Here is a 17,469-nt window from a genome sequence, read left to right as displayed (position 1 = left end):
AATATATTGCTACATAACCCTACCCGGTCAATGTGCCAAACAAGATCGGTAAATAGTATTGTAGGTTTGGATCACTTGTGTCCGCGATGGGTTGAAACGCCATCGCTACGTAGCCGGAATTCGATTCACAACAAAAAATAATCACCATGTCACAAACCTATCATTCAATTTGGCTGCATCTGATTTGGTCAACGAAAAACCGGGAGCCCCTTTTAACAAAGGAAATCCGGTTTAGCCTTTTTGATCAGATCCGCGAAATTTCCAAGGAAAATGATTATTACCTGGATTTTATTAATGGAGTTGAAGATCACCTGCATTGCCTGGTATGTCTGAAACCAAAATATGCAGCAAGCGATATGGTTAAGCAACTAAAAGGTGCATCTTCAAAATGGCTAAATGAGCAAGGATTAATTGAAGGCTCATTTGCCTGGCAAGATGGTTACGCTGTTATATCCGTTAGCCCCTCACACATAATAAACGTGAGAAATTACATCAAGAACCAGGAAAAACATCACCAGGAAATGAGCCTGAAAAATGAATTGAAAAGTCTGGAGATGCAAATCGAGGGAATGGTATAGCTACGTAGGGTAGGGTTTCAACCCTACCCGGTCTCACAGCACCGGAAGCAGGGGGAATAGCCAAAAACCCGCGATGAGTTGAAACGCCATCGCTACGTAGCCGGAAATATATTGCTACATAACCCTACCCAGTCAATGTGCCAAACAAGATCGGTAAATAATATTGTAGGTTTGGATCACTTGTGCCCGCGATGGGTTGAAATACCATCGCTACGTAGCCGGAAATATATTGCTACGTAACCCTACCGGTCAATGTGCTAAACAAGATCGGTAAATAATATTGTAGGTTTGGATCACTTGTGCCCGTGATGGGTTGAAACGCCATAGCTACGTAGCAAAAATCGGTATCTCAACATGCAGAATTTTGATCTAAATTTCCCGGCAAATTCTGCGTTACAATGAAACAACTTTTTCGCATTGTGATGGGCTTTTGTATGCTTATGATGAGCAGCCAACCGCTGGTAGCACAAAAGCCTAACCTTGACTCCCTTTGGAGTGTGTGGAATGACAATTCCCAACCCGACACGAACCGGCTGAAGGCCATTGACAAAATAGCTTTTCAGGGCTACCTGTACAGCCAGCCCGATTCAGCTTTCCACTTTGCGCAAATGGAGTATGATTTTGCGGCTGCTAAAGGACTGAAGAAGTTCATGTCCTATGCGATGAACATCCAGGGAATTTCATTTCGCCTCAGGGGGGACTACCCCAGGGCACTGGAGTATTACCAAAAGTGTTTAGTGATCCGGGAGGAAATGGGGGATAAAAGAGGAATCGCTGGCTCCCTGAATAATATCGGGCTTGTGTATTATAATCAGGGTCAATTTCTCAAAGCGCTGGAATATTACCAGCGAAGTTCCGTAATCTATGAGGAATTAAAGGATAAAACAGGTGTGGCCAATGCCTTTAATAATATTGGTATTATATACGTGAATAATAAGGATAAATCCAAAGCATTGGAATATTTCCAAAAAAGCTTAGAAACCTGGGAGGAAATCGGAGATCAAAGAGGAATTGCCGGCTGCCTGACCAATATAGGAAACATTTACCAAGATCAGGGTGATTTTCCCAAAGCACTGGAAACGCTACAAAGAGGTTTAAATATCTACCAGGAAACCGGTGATAAAAAAGGTATTGCTGATTGCCAAATTAATTTAGGGAATACTTATAAAGCCCTGGGCGACCATTTACAGGCGCTGGAATATCTGCAAAAAAGCCTGATGAACTATGAAGAGATCGGGGATAAAAATGGAATTGTTAATTCTCTGAATGGTATCGGAAGCCTTTATGGCATTCAGGGAGATAACCAAAAAGCTATTACCGAATGTCAAAAAGCCTGGCAACTGGCAAAAGAGATCGGAAGTTTTGAAATTCAGAAGGATGCCGCCAAATGCCTATATGATGCATACAAGGGTCTCGGAAATGGTAACAAAGCTCTGGAATATCATGAGCAAATGCTGGCGCTAAATGACAGCCTCCAGACAGAAGAAACCGCCATGCAGTTGGAGCGCATGGAATTTCAAAAGCAAATGCTGGCGGACAGCCTGAAGAAGGAAGAGGAAAAACTGAAAATACAAATGGCCCACGAGGAAGTGGTGAGGAAGGAAAGCCAAAAACGCAATATTGCCATCGTTTCCGGATTTGTCTTCCTGCTGATTGCGGGAGGGCTTTATAACCGCGTTCGTTACATCCGGAAGTCCCGCGCTGATATATCCAGGGAAAAAGACCGCTCTGATAATCTGTTGCTCAACATTCTCCCAGCCGAAATTGCTGAGGAGCTAAAGGCCAAAGGCCGTGCAGAAGCCCGGGATTTCGATTTGGTCAGCATCCTGTTTACCGATTTCAAGGAATTCACCCAGGCCTCGCAGCAGCTCAGTGCCAAAGAGCTGCTGCAGGAGATCAACACCTGCTTCGAAGCATTCGATGCCATCTGCGACAAATACGGCATAGAAAAGATCAAGACCATTGGTGATGCCTACATGGCTGCCGGAGGCTTACCCGTGCCTACTGACGATTCAGTGAAAAATATTGTGCGGGCTGCTTTAGAAATGCAAAACTTCATTGCGCAACGAAAAGCAGCTAATAAGGTAAGCGGCAAACCGGCCTTCGAAATGCGCGCAGGGATCCACACCGGCCCCGTGGTAGCGGGCATCGTAGGTGTGAAGAAATTCCAATATGATATATGGGGCGATACAGTGAACACCGCCAGCCGCATGGAAAGCGCAGGTGAAGTCGGGAAAGTCAACATCTCTCAAAGCACCTACGAGCTGATAAAAGATGATCCAGACTTCACATTTGAAGAAAGAGGAAAAGTAGAGGCCAAAGGAAAGGGACCCGTTGAGATGTGGTATGTTTCAGTGAGCGGTGAACAGTGAGCAGTTATCAGTGGTGCTCTGTTCAAATTAATTTCTTCAAAGGGTTCGCAATGACGATAAAATGAGCGCGTAAAACGGGAATCCCGGTAGGGATTTAATACCGGTAGTAACAAAAGGATAACCCAGCGGGCTGAAAATAACTCACACTCCGCTGAAAATGCGGAGCGAGAGAGCGACAATAATTTATAGCGACAAGGCATAAGCTTCAGCAAAATTTCTCAAGACGTAGCCGTCACCCCCGCAACACGGGGGCGAATGGGATAGGCATAACCCCTGTTTATTGTTCTGAGAAATATGCAAAAAAGTTTGGTTAAAAAAATACAGTTTTTCATCAATGTTACATTTAATTTGGTGAGACAATGTATTTGTCGTAGTGTTGCAAACATAAATTGATTAAAAGTTAGATAAGCTTTAAATTGATGCACAACTGATTAAATTAAACCCGGATTCAAAATTTATTTAACATTTAAAGAAAAATTATTTTATGAGAAGGATTTTCAACGTATTTAAAGCAGCACTCCTATGTGCATTTTTTTCGTTCACGGCTTGTGATGACGATGTGGCAGAACCTACAGATGAGACAGCGGCTGCAATTGAGATATCTTGTGATTATTTTAGTGAGAATGAAAACGCAGTATTGGTCGACAATGCTAATGCGCCAATAGATTATATAATTGATTGCCTCGTTAGCATAGGCGATGATGTTAAAATAGAGCCTGGCGTTACAATAGCTTTTGAGCAGGGTGCAGGGTTTAAAGTGATGTCAGACGGCTCTCTCAATGCTGTAGGAACAACTGAAAATCCAATAACTTTAACAGCCACAGATGAGCAAAAAGGATGGTGGAGGGGAATTGAATTTTTTAGCACCAATAACAGGAACAAAATATCCCATGCTATAATTGAATATGCAGTAAGCGGGGGAAGCACCATTAATGGTGAGGCTGCAATTGCTATTAGTAATTCCGCCTCGTTGGAACTTATCCATACGACTATTCAGAATAGTTCGGAAAATGGTTTGTTTATAGAAACCCGTGGCATTTCAGGTAGTGATGAGGATCGCATTGAGGCGATAACCCTTCAGGGAAACACCTACACCGAAAATAAATTTCCTGTAAGTATTCCCTTTTATATGATAGGAAATCTGGATGCAAACGATGACTATTCCGGCAACGAACAAGACAATGTGATTATTCATTCGAGCCAAATGAGTGGAGTTTCAATTAGCATGCATGCTTTAAATGTGCCTTATCAATCTACAGGCAACCTTCATCTTTCAAGTGATGATAACGCTACACATCTAACCATTGAAGCCGGTGCAGAGCTTGAAATGGCGGCCGGGAGTAACTTTATTGTTTTTGGTGGAACTAATTATCTTACAGCAACAGGCACTGCAACTGAACCGATTATTATCCGGGGTGCAGATCAATCTCCGGGTTCCTGGGAAAACTTACGGTATAGAAGAAGCGGGCCGGCAAATCACAACATATTAGAGCATGTACAAATTAGCCATGCCCGATCAGATGTTAATAATCATAGCGGTGCACTGAATTTAGATTTTGTAACAAACACGCTTAAACTAGTATTAAACGAGGTTCACTTTTCTGAAATTGCCGGGACAAACTGCCCTATTGAATATAGTGGCGATTTGAGTGGACTTACGCATTCAAATTTAAGTGATGATGAAGGAGAATTGCCCGGGTGCCTTTAAGCTTTTGATGAAGTCCCAAGTACCGGAGAAAGTAAAACTGTCTGTTTTGGAATAGTACTACCTATACAGGACGGACAGCCATAAGGGTGGCCGCACACGAACTTAGCGAAGCGGCCTCACGAATACCTTAAAAAATCAATTATAGCTATGAATAATGGGAGGTCGGCCGGTAGCCAAATACCCGCCTGATGAAAGGTGGATATGAACCAATGCCCGGCTGCTACCAACAAATTGCCTGCAACTTAACGACAGGCCATAGTCCTTGCGGAAACGAGCACAGAGAATTGACAATTCTGATATGGCTATAATTATAGTAATTAGGCTATAAACTTTAGCAAATTCCTCAAAACGTAGCCGTCACCCCGAATTGCGGACTACTGGGGAAATAAGTCATGCTAACAGGATACGGGCGAGAGATTCAGGACCGCTCTGATAATCTTTTTGTTGAATATCCTCCCGGCAGAAATTGCAGCAGAACTCAAGGAAAAAGGTCGTGCAGAAAAACGTGACTTTGACATGGTGAGCATTCTGTTTACCGATTTCAAGGAGTTCACCCAGGCCTCGCAGCAGCTCAGTGCCAAAGAGCTGGTGCAGGAGATCAACACCTGCTTTGAAGCCTTCGATAAGATCTGCCAAAAATACGGCATAGAGAAAAAATCAAAACCATTGGAGACGCCTACATGGCTTAGGGTGTCCTGCCTGTGCCAACTGAAGTTTCAGTGAGAAACACCCTTATCTCGCCTTTTCCCTTCGCCACTACATTCCCCCTCGCTTCAAACTGGAATTGCGGATCGTCCAGGAGCAGTTCGTTTTCTTTTGGATTTAGCATTTTAATAGAAACATAAACAACACTTTCTTGTCCATGCACTGGCGCAATGTTGATTAAGTACAAGTCGGTTGCAATAGAACTCAATTTGTCATTTACGTTTGAAAAGTAAAAAGTCCAATATGGCTGATAGTCAGCTTTCTTTTCTGTTTGTCCGAATAGTTTACTTAAAAATTCCATTATCAGTATTAAGATAAAGAGTGGAGAGGATATTTTGACTTTCTTTATCCTCTGCCAAGACAAATGCAAACAATAAAAAACGGACGTGTTCTTGAACAACTTGAAAAAGGTGGAGACGACTTAACCAAACCAAGAGAAGTTTTCCATTGGATTTATTTCAAAACCCAAAACGAGCTTGACCAGTTTGAGAATTTTACTGACAGTTTAGGATTTGAAACGAAAAATAAAGGTAAAACCGAACAGCCTAATGAATACAAGTTTGTCATTTCAATTTCAAGAGTTGACAAAGTTGGATATGACGAAATTGACGATTACACTTTGGAACTTTGGGAAAAAGCCCAAGAATTAAATGGAGACTATGACGGATGGGAAGCTTCGATAGAAAAATAAAAAACCTGTGGGTAACAGCGTATATAACTTATGGCGGGAAAGTGGTAAATTCAAGTTTTGAGCTTTTAAGTAAGTTTGTTGATAGCCGAAAGGAAGGTGCTTTGAAAACCGCCACAGGTCATATAAGCGAACCGTTGGCGGCATGTGTAACGAAGGCAGTAACAACATAAATCAATGCAAGACAAACTATTTGAATTTATATCAAAATACATTTCTCTGACAGAAGATGAGAAGAACGCAATACTTTCGTTAGACATATTCCGCTCTGTTAAGAAGGGGACTACTTTACTCAAAGAAGGACAGAAATCGCAGTATCACTATTTTGTTCTAAAAGGTTGCATCCGGAAATATTACATCATAGATGGTGAAGAAAAAACTACCGCCTTTTTTACAGAAACGGAAGGCTTAACACCTCATTGTGTAATCAATAAAGCCCCTTCCGAATATTATGTATCTTGTGTGGAAGACACAATTCTGATAGTTGCAAACCCAGATATGGGAGATGAACTAAATGCTAAATTTCCTAAATTTCAACTAATGTGTGGAGTATTGTCGGAAGAACTTTTAGCAAAGCAGCAAATTAATTTTGACGAGTTTAAGACCTCTTCCCCTGAACAACGATATTTAAATTTATTACAGAAGAGGCCAGACCTTATTCAGCGTGTGCCACAACACCAATTAGCAAGTTTTTTAGGTATCAAACCTCAATCATTAAGCAGACTAAGAGCAAGAATTCTCGAAAAAAAGAGCTAAAACGTATTTCTTAACTTAAGTGAACGAGCGAGTGTATCTTGCCAATTTACTTTTGCATTATCGTTTAACATCAATTAAAAACAGATATGCAAAAGAAATTTTTTTGGTTCGCCTTGACCTTAATGATGGCAAGCACTCTACAAGTTAATGCACAATATGCCAAACAGGACAGTACTTACAAAAAGTTTTTCATAGGGAGTTCATTCCTGATGTTAGGAAATTTAATTCCTAACGACCCAGCATCACCTGAGTATGTGCAATTAAATGTTGGTTATAGAATAACACCTATAGATGTTGTCTCCATTGAATTTAAAAGATCCATTTATACTTGGCCTATAGGTATCCCTTTTGGACCATCATTTAATGCACCGGGACTAAACTACCCCGGACATGCACGCATACTTGCACCAACATTAGGATACCAGCGTTTTTGGTGGAAAGGAGTCTATACATCCGTTCATGCATTGAATGCTTTTGAAAAATATATGGATGAGGATAATAAAAAGATTGGAAATGGATACACGTTATATCTGAACTTTCATTTGGGTTACCAGTTTAAGTTTTTTAAAAACCGATTCTTTTTTGAACCAGCTATTGGATGTAGTTATTGGCCTGTAAGAACTAATGAACCACAATCTTTTGAAGAAAAAGAAGGAAAATGGCCTAACTACTTTATTCAACCTGGGCTTCATTTTGGGTATAACTTTTAGTAAAGTTACCGACAATTTAAACATCTTCACAAAACCAATTAGCAAGTTGTTTACGGCATAAAACCACAATCAGGATGCAGGCTAAGGGCAAGAATTCTTGAAAAAAATAAAAGTTAAGATTCATTTCTTAACTTAAGTGAACGAATTCGAGCAACCTTCCCATCTACTTTTGCAGTATCGTTTAACATAAAAAAGTAAAGAAATGCAAAAGAGAATTTTATTCATTGCTTTTGTCTTAATGATAATAAGTACGCTCCACCTCAAAGCACAATATGCTGAAACAGACAGCACATACAAACGATGGTTTGTTGGTAGCACTATCTTTTTAGTAGGTAATTTAGCTCCCGTAAACCCTCCCAGCTTCGCTCAACTCAACTTAGGCTATCGCATTACAGGAAAGGATGCAATTTCCCTTGAACTAATAACCTGGAAATATGCCTTGCCACTTGGCATTAACCCATTTTTTAACAAATCGTACGGAAAGCCGGAAGAGGAATTTCCTGGTTATATAAGAGAATATGGGATTGCTGTTGCTTATCAAAGGTTCTTTTGGAAAGGTTTTTACGTAGCAGTTCACGTAATGCCTACTTTGCAAATATTTGTGAATGAAAACGGTAATAAGGTGGATAATGGTTTCCATATATTCAATACCAATCGAGTTGGATATCACATTAAACTCTTTAAGGATAGATTTTTTATAGAACCATCAATTGGTATTGCTGGCCGTCCTTATCACACTAAAATGCCTGACGGTTTTAAAGAAAAAGATGACAAGTGGTCAAAATACACGCCTGAACCGGGGCTGCATTTCGGATTTAATTTTTAGTTGATAATTATGAATACACAAAAATTACCACGAAATGCACTGGAAGACATCACCCCTCCTACACCTTCACCACTACAGGCACCAAAACGGTAAAGCTCACTATTAAAAGTACGGATGGCTGCCAGCACCAAAAGATAAAAATCATTGATATTTATGATAGGCCCGATGTGGATTTTACTATTGACAAGGACATTCAATGCCTGAAAGACAATATATTCCTCTTTACAAATACAAGCCAGAACAGCGGACTACCGATGGGATATCAATGGAACTTCGGGGATGCAACTACCTCGGTGCAAGACAATCCCATCAAGAATTACAACGCAGCAGGCATCTATAATGTAAAGCTCATAGCCACGGTGGGTATTGGATGCAAAGATTCTGTGAGCAAAATGGTGAATGTTATGGCACCTCCCGTTACTCCGGCTATTTCAGGGAAAGACCTGACGCGAGCCGCCATTGATACTTATAGTGTGGTTAACAACCCCGGCTCTACCTACGACTGGGTAATAAACGGGGGCAACCAAATTGCGGGTGGTACAGGAAACGAAATGGTAGTGCAATGGACAAAAGATGCTGGCGCAGCTACTGTGAAGGTGACGGAGACCTCCAGCAACGGCTGTGTGGGTAATCTTGAAGTCAAAAGGGTAACTTTACTATGGCCGGCTGCGATAGACGAATCAGGGAGAAGTAATCTTTCCCTGTTTCCCAATCCGGCAAATAATGCAGTGGTACTTACTGGCAGCAACATACCGCAGGGCTACTATACGTTGACGCTCATAAACCAGTTAGGCCAAGTCGTCTATTCTCAGGATTGGCAGCAGCAGGAAAATTCCATGAGCAGAAGTTTGAATTTAGCTGAACTGGCACCTGGCATTTACATGGTGGTTGTTCAGTCAGATAAACTGCGGCTGCTGGAGCGGATCGTTATAGAGAGATAGGAAAATCCTCATTCCCCTGTCAACCGATGCTTCAGTAAAGAAACCTGTTCTGGTGGCGCTGGAAATGCAGGACCTCATCAGCAAACGCAAAGCTGGCAAGCAGCGGAGAGGTGAGCAAAGTCAACATCTTACAAAGCACATATACGCTGCTCAGGAACGAGCCGGAATTCCAGTTTGAAGCGAGGGGGAAGTAGAGGCGAATGAAATTAGTGGGTTTGCCTTAGTATTGGCGAATTGCTATATATTTGACGGGAGGCAGTTGCGGTTAGCCAACGGGTTTGGGGGTATAACGCTATTGCGGTTATATAAACGTTGTATTTAATAGCCGCCCGGACACGGTAGTGCTTCTAATCGGGTGACTGAAAAAAGAAAAAATAAAAGGAGGACAGTACTCCATTGACAGGAACGTTGCTGAAGAAACGATAGAGGTTCTTTGAAAATACCGGTGGACAAAAACGAAAAAAGGCCAACGCATAAGAACTTTTTTAATTGATTTTCTGCCAGCGCACAGTAAGCACATTGCGGCTGCCCTTCGGGACAGCCACAAAGAGCTTGCTCTCCCCTCCCATACTATCATGTTGAAAACTTTCCTGAAAATTATGTATGAAAACGGAAAGTAAATTCATACTTTTGGTCAAATAATGTCCAAAATATTTGAATCTAAATAAATGCTGTCAATAGGAGAACAAATAAGGAAGCTGAGAGAAGATCAGGGATTGCCTTTACGTAAAGTTGCGGCTGAACTGGACATTGACCAATCCATTCTAAGCAAGATAGAAAGAGGCGAGCGGAAAGCTTCAAAGGAACAGATCATTCAGATTGCCAGAATTTTCAAGGTGGACGAAAAAGAGCTACTTATTAATTACCTGAGTGACCGGGTACTTTACGACTTGAAGAACGAAGACTTAGCAACAGATGCATTAAAAGTAGCAGAAAAGAAAATTAAATACATGACCAAAAAACAAAATGGAAAATAAAAATTCCATACGACCTATAGAACAAGAATTGCCAAGCCATTTTGCTGACCGATTAGGCGTTGCGTACGCTTCTTCGGTTAGTCAGGAACACAAAAAGGAAAACGGGCAGTTTTTCACCCCGGTTGAAATCGCTGGATTAATGGCTTCCTACTCTGAATTTGATGACAATTCTGTTCGAATTCTTGACCCCGGATGTGGTTCTGTGATTTTATCATGTGCTTTGATTGAACACCTTGTTCTATCAAATAAAAACTTGAAGGCCATTGAATTGGTCACTTATGAAACGGATGCTGAACTTATTCCGATTTCAGAGCAATCACTTAGCTATTTGAAAAAATGGGGAGCTGACAAAGAAATTGAGATTGCAACCAAGCTTCATACTGAAGATTTCATTCTTCACAATACAGACTGCTTTAAAGAATCAGGCGATTTATTTTCCAAGCCAGTTGAGCAGTTTGATATTGTTGTTTCAAACCCTCCTTATTTCAAACTATCTATTGACGACAAAAGAGCAAAAGTTGCTAAAGTAGTAGTAAATGGCCACCCGAATATTTACGCCATCTTCATGGCTTTATCCGCAATACTGCTCAAAGAAAATGGCGAGTTAATTTTCATTACTCCACGCAGTTATGCGGCAGGCGGATATTTCAAAATATTCCGGGAGTATTTCTTTAAACTCATTGATTTAGACAAGGTACATCTTTTTGTTTCCCGAAAAGACACTTTTAGCAGAGATAAAGTATTGCAGGAAACAGTAATCATCAAAGGAACCAAAAGACCCCAACCTGAACCACAAGTTATCATTTCTTCATCAAGCGGATTGAAAGACTTAAAGAACCCATTGATAAAGACTTTTCCGAAAAAAGACATCATAGATCTTAATTCAAATGAGAAAATCCTCTATCTACCAACAACTGACTATGATGAAGCGGTTTTGGAAATTTTCAAGAACTGGACAGGTAATTTAGCTAAATACAATATCAAGATTTCAACCGGTCCTGTAGTGGCTTTTCGGGCAAGGGATTACATAAGGGAGTCCCGAAATAATCGGGATGAAAACGGAACGGTGCAATTAGCTCCTCTTTTTTGGCTGCACAATGTGAAACAGATGATTTTGGAATGGCCTATAGTTAAACCTAAGAAAGAGCAGTACATCAATATTGAAGAGAAATCCATGCCCCTACTCATTCAAAACAAAAACTATATCCTATTGAGACGCTTCAGCAGTAAGGATGATAAAAATCGATTGATTGCAGCCCCTTACTTCTGCAACTTTATCAAAGCAGATTATATCGGAGTTGAAAACAAGGTGAATTACATCTATCGCCCAAAAGGACACCTTGAACGAAATGAAGTTGTTGGCCTTTGTGCTTTGCTCAATAGCAGCCTTTTTGATGCATATTTCAGAATTTTTAACGGTAATGTAAACGTAAGTGCCACAGAGCTTAGGGAAATGTCATTGCCTCCACTGGATACCATTCAGGAAATCGGTGACACAATCATACTATCGAACGATTTTTCAGTAGAGAAAACAAACCGAATTGTAATCGAATATTTTGAACCAGCATACAGTACATGAGTAAAATTGAAGAAACAAAACAGATTTTGGAAGCATTGGGACTTCCGAAAAGGCAGCAAAATGACCGCTCTGCATTAACGCTGCTTGCCTTGTGCAACCTGAAAGAAAGGGACAAATGGAGTAAAGCCAAAGCCGTAAGCATGTCCGTAGTGGCAATAAGGAAAATGCAAAATACGAAGGAGTAATGCGTTTCATTGCCGAGCATTACAACAAGCCGTATGCAGAGAACTCACGAGAAACATTCCGTAGACAAACGCTTCATCAATTTGTTCAGGCAGGTATCGTTAACCACAATCCTGAAAATCCTGAATTAGCCATCAACAGTAAAGACAATCATTACCGCATATCACCGGAGGCTTTGAAGGTTATTAAAACCTTTAACAGTAGAAACTGGAATAAAGAGATCAAATACTTCAAAGAAAATGTGGGCTTGTTGAGAGACAAATATCACAAGAAAAGAGAATTACGGAAAATCCCATTGATTCTGAAAGACGGAACAGAGCTTACATTTTCACCGGGCAAGCACAATGAAGTTCAGATTGCCATCATTGAAGAATTTTCTCCCCGCTTTGCTCCCGGCAGTGATTTATTGTATGTCGGAGATACTGCCAAGAAAGACCTTTACATGGACAAGAAAGGGTTAGAAAAATTAGGAATCCCGATTGACGAACACAGCAAGTTGCCGGATGTCGTTCTGTACGACAAAAAGAAAAAATGGCTATTCCTGATTGAAGCAGTTACATCACACGGCCCTGTTTCCCCCAAACGGATTGTGGAAATGGAAAAGATGTTGAAGAACTGCAAAGCAGGTAAAATTTATGTAACAGCGTTCCCGGATTTTAAGGAATTTAAAAAGCATACTACTGATCTTGCCTGGGAAACGGAAGTTTGGGTAGTTAGCTTCCCAGATCACATGATCCATTTTAACGGAGATAAATTTATGGGGCCGAGATAAAAACAAAAGGTATGGGTCAATTGGGTCAAAATGGGGCCATAATTGGGTCAGACAAGATCGTAATTGCATCTTGAGATGAATAGAAATGACGGATATGGTGGTTATTTGGCGGATAAATGAAACCCAGCTCGATTTTGCACGACCTGTCCCGGATTTTGGGGATTTCCATCCTCGTTTCCCGCAAAGCGGGACAGGCTCTGCGGTGGCACCTTATTCCAAAATCCCGTAATCGCCAAATTCTTCAGGGAAATAGGCCGGGTGGACGAACTGGGTTCAGGTGTTCGGAATACTTTCAAGTATTGCGGAATTTATACTCCTGGAACCAAACCGGAGTTTATTGAGGAGGATGTATTCAGGACGATCATTCCGCTGAAGGGTGAGGACGGAACTACCCAAATGACTACCCAAATCATTTCGGAGAAAATCCTTGACCTGCTCAGGCAATACCCTACAATGAGTAGAAAGAAACTCGCAGAAGTATTGGGTGATATTACCGAAGATGGAGTTAAGTACCATCTGGATAAACTGAAAGAAGAAGGAAAAATTGAACGCATTGGTGGAACAAGGGGAAAATGGAAAATAAACGTGTAAACGAACATGAAAATCAGTTGGCTCATAATGGGCTCAAAGGGCTCATTAACGGCTCGCAATGGGATCATGGAGGCCGACCATATTCAGACTATCGGACACAAACCCTTTTGACTATGAACATTTGATAAACATTGACTTCGGGCGGAGCGAGAGAGCGATTTTCCGAAATATCAGGTATGAGGCTTGCAAACTCATTTTTAAGCGATGGGAATTTATTGGCCAGCCGCTTCAGTTCTTTCTCAAAACGATGGGTGATCACAATACTGTAACTCATCCAAAAGGTCTTGGGCTGTTTTTAATTTAACCTTTCCCTGCTTATGGAGTCGTACCTCTTCGGCAGCTTCTTTGAGTTCATCCCAGAGTTCGGCAGCAGCCATTGACATCGGTTTTGCGGTTTTTATAAAGGTCAGACTTTTCAAAACTTTCATCCCGAATGTCGCTTCATTGTCCGGAGTCATTTAAGCGCACAAAAAAGCCCGGACTCGCATCCGGGCTTTTAACTATTCATCAAAACAGATAATTAATCAATATTTACGATCTGTCGCGAAACCGGGCTGCCATCCACTATAATGCGGAGGAGATAAACACCTGCGTTAAGTTTTAGCTCTTCGCTGTCAACTTCCACTTGTAATTTCCCGGCTTCACGGTGGCCGTTTATGAACGTCATGATATTGCGCCCTTGCATATCATACAAGCTTACCTGCACCGTGGCTGCTTTAGCCAAATCAAGTTCAATCATTGTGTGCTCCCTGAATGGGTTAGGCATTATGCTGAGTGATGACACCGAGACGGGCAATTGTCCCTTTATCCCGACAATGTCGAGGAAAACAGAATCGGTAAAGGAGGCGATGCATCCTTCCTGGCTTGTTACAGTCAGGCTGACCGTTTTCCAGCCCATGGCATCGTCATAAGAATGGGTGGGCGATATCTCGCTTGAGACTTCCCCATCACCAAAGTCCCAGCTATAAGTAGCCCCTGTAGTGCTGTTGGGCACAAAGCTGACGTCCCTTCCGGATACATCTGCGGTGAACCCCGCGTCCGGCAACGGATTCACCGTGATTTCTTTTGAAATGGAATCGTTGCAGCCGGTACCATAAGCAACCAGGCTTACGTCATAATTCCCGGCTGTATTAAAGACAAATGACGGATTTTCCTGCATGGAGGTCTGACCGCTGGTAAAGGTCCATAGATAGGAATTGGAATGCGTGGAACTGTTCGTAAAGGCCACATTGTCACCTTCGCAAATAGTTCCGGTCACGCTGAAGTCTGCTATTGGTGCATCAATAACTACAAGCGTTTGTTGCATAGAATCCATGCATCCAAAGCTGTTGGTAACGATGAGATCTACAAGATAGCTGCCTGCACTTGTATAAGTGTGGGTTTCTGTAGCTCCAGTGGCGGTTGATCCGTCACCGAATCTCCACAACCGTGATTGCACATTTGCACTGGTATCCACAAAGCTGATGTCCCGGCCCGCACAACTGCCGTCAATGGCCATTTTGGCTTCAGGGTTAGGATTAATGGTGATTGTTCTGGAAATGCTGTCCATGCAACTGTTCATATTTGTTTCTGTCAGCATGATGCTTCCAGGGCCGGATGCTGGCCATGCTACGGTGATGGTATCTGTGTTTTGTCCGCTTATTACCTGGCCACCAGTAACCGACCAGCTATAGGTGCTACCGGCAGCAGGACTGGCATTATATGATACGGTGCTTCCTTCGCAAATGCTGTCCGGACCTGATATGCCTGGTGTGGGCAAGGGAAATACATTTACGGTAACCGTATCAAAACTGCTGCACCCTGTTGGAAATGACTGCTCCAGGATGTACTCTGTGGTAACTGTAGGAGCCACGAAAGGCATGGCATCGCCAGAACTGAATCCTGCCGGAATACTAGTCCAGAGATAGCTGTTCCCGGTTTGCATGGCCGTACCTATTTGCACGGAATCACCCCAGCAAATTCCCTGATCTATACCTGCATCAGCAGAAGGAACAGGATTAACATCAATCTCAACTGTATCCTGATCGACACAGCCGGTAGAACTGCTTGTCAATTCAAGTATATAGCTTGTTTTAGCCGCAGGCATAACGGTAAGCTGCCCGTTTGTTCCGAGAACATTGTTGGTTAAGTCCAGCCACCTGTAGCTCGCACCTGTACCTGAAGTACCCAGTTGAATGGAATCGCCTAAACAGATGGCGGTGTCTGCCCCGGCATTCGCGGAGGGCAGCGCAAATATTTGTGGCGATACGACCAGGCTGTCGTTTCCAGGAACTGAGTCAACTTCACCGTTGGGCAGCAGCGATCTTGCAGCGATGTTAACCCTCGTTGTAAATGGGTAATTCCCAAGTACAACCGTATCACTTTCTGTTCTGAGCAAACTGCCATTCCAGTTCACAGAAGTTTGTGCCGTACCAGCGACATACCAGTTAATCGTTGCGCTTTTGAGTGTATCGAGTCCCAGGTTTCGGATTACTGCTGCAACTTGGAGCAATCCTTCGCAGGACCCGCTGACAGGTCGGGTAATTGCCACAATGGACGCATCATTCTGGGGAAATGGAAATTCATCCGCACCTATGTCAGGTTTGGTTGGATGGCGGAGATCACCATCAATGTCAGTAGGTACACTGCTATAGGGTCTAGCTTTCTCTTTAATGGCATAATTTGAAGCGTGGAGATCTGTAGTGCTTTTATAACCGGGATCAACATTTAGTGACTGCAGATCCCTGGAGGATCCGGATTTGAAGTTGGCAAACGAGGTATAATCGGTCCCAAGCCAATTGGCAAACTTGGATCCGGCCGAATAGACATTATTGAAATTGATGGTATCAAAATCAGAGGCTGCAGTGGATGAAGTAATGGAATAGACATAGCCGCTTCCGGTATTCACCAGATTGTTGTTAATAATCTTTACGTGAGTACTGGGATATGTGGGATGATGAAAATAAGCAGCCCCGGTTGCCAGTGAACCGGTTATCAGTACATTATTAAAATATAAGTTAATGTAATCGGCCCCATAAATTGACAGCCCGGTATTATCCTGCTGCTCGCCCATGCAGGTAATAAAGTTGTTAATAACCTGGGCAGGTGCCTGTTGGGTACTTGTGTTGGTTACAAGTACAATTCCTCTGACTACCAGGCCATTTACAGCCAGCATTCTTATTATGTTATTCTTGATGAGGAAGGATGACGAGGTTTCAAGCCTGATGGCGTACGAAACGTAGTGTCCCTGCCCAGTACCGAAGTCACCCATGTTGAAGGTATTGTTCAAAATATTCAATCCGGATTGTTGAGTCATATAAACGCCAACGCAACCTATGGTATCAAATACATTATCCTTGATGAGGTTGCCTGTACTGGACTGGAAACTGTAAACTCCGTTATAACCATAGATCATTTTATTCTGGATGATCTGGTTGCTGTCGCCATTCCCGGTGAAGAAGATACATGAACCAATCCCGTACTGAAACCCAAGCGTGGTGTTGCTGGGCATTTTATACCCTTTCATCCAGCAGCGCAAAAAGGTGTTATGGTCAGCGTCATTGGTAATTTCAATAACCGTAGAATAGGTAAGGTTACCGGTTCTTTCAAAGCCAATTTGCTGAAAGGTAACGTGATCGGCCCCATCAAGCTGCAATACATAATCATCCGTGGCAGAGCCGGACGATGCAAACTGGAGCCGGCAGGCGGTGCTGTCTCCACCGGCAGATCTAAAGGTAATGGTATTTGTAGCGGATGCCCCTGAAATCGCACCAATTGAGATCTGCGTGTTTCCATAAATAGTATCGTACGCGGTGATTACTACCGCACCGCTAACGCCAGGGCCCTGGGCCGTTCCCAAATCTGCCCTGCTGCCGGACATCAGGTCGCCCACAGCCGAAGCCCATGTCTGGTAATTGCTGCTGCTGGCCGCCTGGTTCGGATTAATGGTGTAGCTGCCACTTAGCTGTGAATGTCCTGCTACCGGCCATAAAACCGCGCCAACAAAGACAATAAGCAGGATAAGACGGATTGAGTTTAAATTTTTCATATTGATTCATTTTTAAGGTAAACTGATTGGTTGCAATGATAGGGAGTTAGCACTTT

General features: G+C 42.5%; 17 protein-coding genes. 14 read left to right on the top strand and 3 right to left on the bottom strand.

Annotated features, from left to right (window positions below; genetic code table 11):
* Positions 1-146: 146 nt before the first annotated feature.
* The 4 genes from tnpA to WD077_05250 all read left to right on the top strand — a co-directional run bounded on the left by tnpA (position 147) and on the right by WD077_05250 (position 5,381).
* The gene (gene tnpA / locus WD077_05265; protein MEX0966624.1) at positions 147-578 is read left to right on the top strand and encodes an IS200/IS605 family transposase; all 432 of its coding nucleotides are present in this window, start codon (positions 147-149) and stop codon (positions 576-578) included.
* 398 nt (positions 579-976) lie between these two features.
* On the top strand, positions 977-2,950 hold the full coding sequence (locus WD077_05260; protein ID MEX0966623.1) for an adenylate/guanylate cyclase domain-containing protein: 1,974 nt from the start codon (positions 977-979) through the stop codon (positions 2,948-2,950).
* Positions 2,951-3,434: 484 nt separating this feature from the next.
* Entirely contained in the window at positions 3,435-4,658 is a 1,224-nt protein-coding gene (locus tag WD077_05255) for a hypothetical protein (protein MEX0966622.1), read from the top strand.
* A 444-nt stretch (positions 4,659-5,102) separates the two neighbouring features.
* On the top strand, positions 5,103-5,381 hold the full coding sequence (locus tag WD077_05250) for an adenylate/guanylate cyclase domain-containing protein (protein ID MEX0966621.1): 279 nt from the start codon (positions 5,103-5,105) through the stop codon (positions 5,379-5,381).
* Here WD077_05250 and WD077_05245 read toward each other — a convergent pair.
* Positions 5,344-5,664 (bottom strand): DUF695 domain-containing protein, encoded by a 321-nt coding sequence (locus tag WD077_05245; GenBank protein ID MEX0966620.1) that lies wholly within the window; start codon positions 5,662-5,664, stop codon positions 5,344-5,346. The genes WD077_05250 and WD077_05245 overlap by 38 nt on opposite strands.
* A gap of 63 nt (positions 5,665-5,727) precedes the next feature.
* Between WD077_05245 and WD077_05240 the strand changes: the two genes are divergently transcribed.
* The 10 genes from WD077_05240 to WD077_05195 all read left to right on the top strand — a co-directional run bounded on the left by WD077_05240 (position 5,728) and on the right by WD077_05195 (position 13,386).
* Entirely contained in the window at positions 5,728-6,054 is a 327-nt protein-coding gene (locus WD077_05240; protein ID MEX0966619.1) for a ribonuclease E inhibitor RraB, read from the top strand.
* A 174-nt stretch (positions 6,055-6,228) separates the two neighbouring features.
* The gene (locus tag WD077_05235) at positions 6,229-6,807 is read left to right on the top strand and encodes a cyclic nucleotide-binding domain-containing protein (protein MEX0966618.1); all 579 of its coding nucleotides are present in this window, start codon (positions 6,229-6,231) and stop codon (positions 6,805-6,807) included.
* 86 nt (positions 6,808-6,893) lie between these two features.
* Positions 6,894-7,517 carry a hypothetical protein gene (locus WD077_05230; GenBank protein MEX0966617.1) on the top strand — a complete coding sequence of 208 codons (624 nt, stop codon included), beginning with the start codon at positions 6,894-6,896 and terminating at the stop codon, positions 7,515-7,517.
* Positions 7,518-7,719: 202 nt separating this feature from the next.
* Positions 7,720-8,343, top strand: coding sequence for a hypothetical protein (locus WD077_05225; protein ID MEX0966616.1), 624 nt, complete (start codon positions 7,720-7,722; stop codon positions 8,341-8,343).
* Positions 8,344-8,510: 167 nt separating this feature from the next.
* Complete coding sequence (locus WD077_05220) at positions 8,511-9,284, top strand: PKD domain-containing protein (protein ID MEX0966615.1); 774 nt, start codon at positions 8,511-8,513, stop codon at positions 9,282-9,284.
* A 668-nt stretch (positions 9,285-9,952) separates the two neighbouring features.
* A complete protein-coding gene (locus tag WD077_05215; protein MEX0966614.1) occupies positions 9,953-10,261 on the top strand; it encodes a helix-turn-helix transcriptional regulator in 309 nt (102 codons plus the stop codon).
* Positions 10,251-11,840, top strand: coding sequence for an N-6 DNA methylase (locus WD077_05210; GenBank protein MEX0966613.1), 1,590 nt, complete (start codon positions 10,251-10,253; stop codon positions 11,838-11,840). Before WD077_05215 ends, WD077_05210 begins: the two co-directional genes overlap by 11 nt.
* Positions 11,837-12,025 carry a hypothetical protein gene (locus WD077_05205; protein ID MEX0966612.1) on the top strand — a complete coding sequence of 63 codons (189 nt, stop codon included), beginning with the start codon at positions 11,837-11,839 and terminating at the stop codon, positions 12,023-12,025. Before WD077_05210 ends, WD077_05205 begins: the two co-directional genes overlap by 4 nt.
* The gene (locus WD077_05200) at positions 12,025-12,795 is read left to right on the top strand and encodes a BsuBI/PstI family type II restriction endonuclease (protein MEX0966611.1); all 771 of its coding nucleotides are present in this window, start codon (positions 12,025-12,027) and stop codon (positions 12,793-12,795) included. Before WD077_05205 ends, WD077_05200 begins: the two co-directional genes overlap by 1 nt.
* Before the next feature lie 258 nt (positions 12,796-13,053).
* Positions 13,054-13,386 (top strand): winged helix-turn-helix transcriptional regulator, encoded by a 333-nt coding sequence (locus tag WD077_05195; protein ID MEX0966610.1) that lies wholly within the window; start codon positions 13,054-13,056, stop codon positions 13,384-13,386.
* 88 nt (positions 13,387-13,474) lie between these two features.
* Here the strand turns inward: WD077_05195 and WD077_05190 are convergent, their stop codons facing one another.
* The gene (locus tag WD077_05190; GenBank protein ID MEX0966609.1) at positions 13,475-13,660 is read right to left on the bottom strand and encodes a hypothetical protein; all 186 of its coding nucleotides are present in this window, start codon (positions 13,658-13,660) and stop codon (positions 13,475-13,477) included.
* Positions 13,661-13,906: 246 nt separating this feature from the next.
* Positions 13,907-17,413 carry a PKD domain-containing protein gene (locus WD077_05185; GenBank protein ID MEX0966608.1) on the bottom strand — a complete coding sequence of 1,169 codons (3,507 nt, stop codon included), beginning with the start codon at positions 17,411-17,413 and terminating at the stop codon, positions 13,907-13,909.
* Between the last annotated feature and the right edge of the window lie 56 nt (positions 17,414-17,469).

The organism is Bacteroidia bacterium (assembly GCA_040880525.1).
Lineage (GTDB): Bacteria > Bacteroidota > Bacteroidia > CAILMK01 > JBBDIG01 > JBBDIG01.
This window is presented reverse-complemented; position numbering and strand designations above follow the sequence as displayed.

What these genes read in the sequence shown, in the direction of transcription:
- tnpA (MEX0966624.1), top strand. Translation starts at nt 147, where the DNA reads ATGTCACAAACCTATCATTCAATTTGGCTGCATCTGATTTGGTCAACG.
- WD077_05260 (MEX0966623.1), top strand. Translation starts at nt 977, where the DNA reads ATGAAACAACTTTTTCGCATTGTGATGGGCTTTTGTATGCTTATGATG.
- WD077_05255 (MEX0966622.1), top strand. Translation starts at nt 3,435, where the DNA reads ATGAGAAGGATTTTCAACGTATTTAAAGCAGCACTCCTATGTGCATTT.
- WD077_05245 (MEX0966620.1), bottom strand. Translation starts at nt 5,664, where the DNA reads ATGGAATTTTTAAGTAAACTATTCGGACAAACAGAAAAGAAAGCTGAC.
- WD077_05240 (MEX0966619.1), top strand. Translation starts at nt 5,728, where the DNA reads ATGCAAACAATAAAAAACGGACGTGTTCTTGAACAACTTGAAAAAGGT.
- WD077_05235 (MEX0966618.1), top strand. Translation starts at nt 6,229, where the DNA reads ATGCAAGACAAACTATTTGAATTTATATCAAAATACATTTCTCTGACA.
- WD077_05230 (MEX0966617.1), top strand. Translation starts at nt 6,894, where the DNA reads ATGCAAAAGAAATTTTTTTGGTTCGCCTTGACCTTAATGATGGCAAGC.
- WD077_05225 (MEX0966616.1), top strand. Translation starts at nt 7,720, where the DNA reads ATGCAAAAGAGAATTTTATTCATTGCTTTTGTCTTAATGATAATAAGT.
- WD077_05215 (MEX0966614.1), top strand. Translation starts at nt 9,953, where the DNA reads ATGCTGTCAATAGGAGAACAAATAAGGAAGCTGAGAGAAGATCAGGGA.
- WD077_05210 (MEX0966613.1), top strand. Translation starts at nt 10,251, where the DNA reads ATGGAAAATAAAAATTCCATACGACCTATAGAACAAGAATTGCCAAGC.
- WD077_05205 (MEX0966612.1), top strand. Translation starts at nt 11,837, where the DNA reads ATGAGTAAAATTGAAGAAACAAAACAGATTTTGGAAGCATTGGGACTT.
- WD077_05200 (MEX0966611.1), top strand. Translation starts at nt 12,025, where the DNA reads ATGCGTTTCATTGCCGAGCATTACAACAAGCCGTATGCAGAGAACTCA.
- WD077_05190 (MEX0966609.1), bottom strand. Translation starts at nt 13,660, where the DNA reads ATGAGTTACAGTATTGTGATCACCCATCGTTTTGAGAAAGAACTGAAG.
- WD077_05185 (MEX0966608.1), bottom strand. Translation starts at nt 17,413, where the DNA reads ATGAAAAATTTAAACTCAATCCGTCTTATCCTGCTTATTGTCTTTGTT.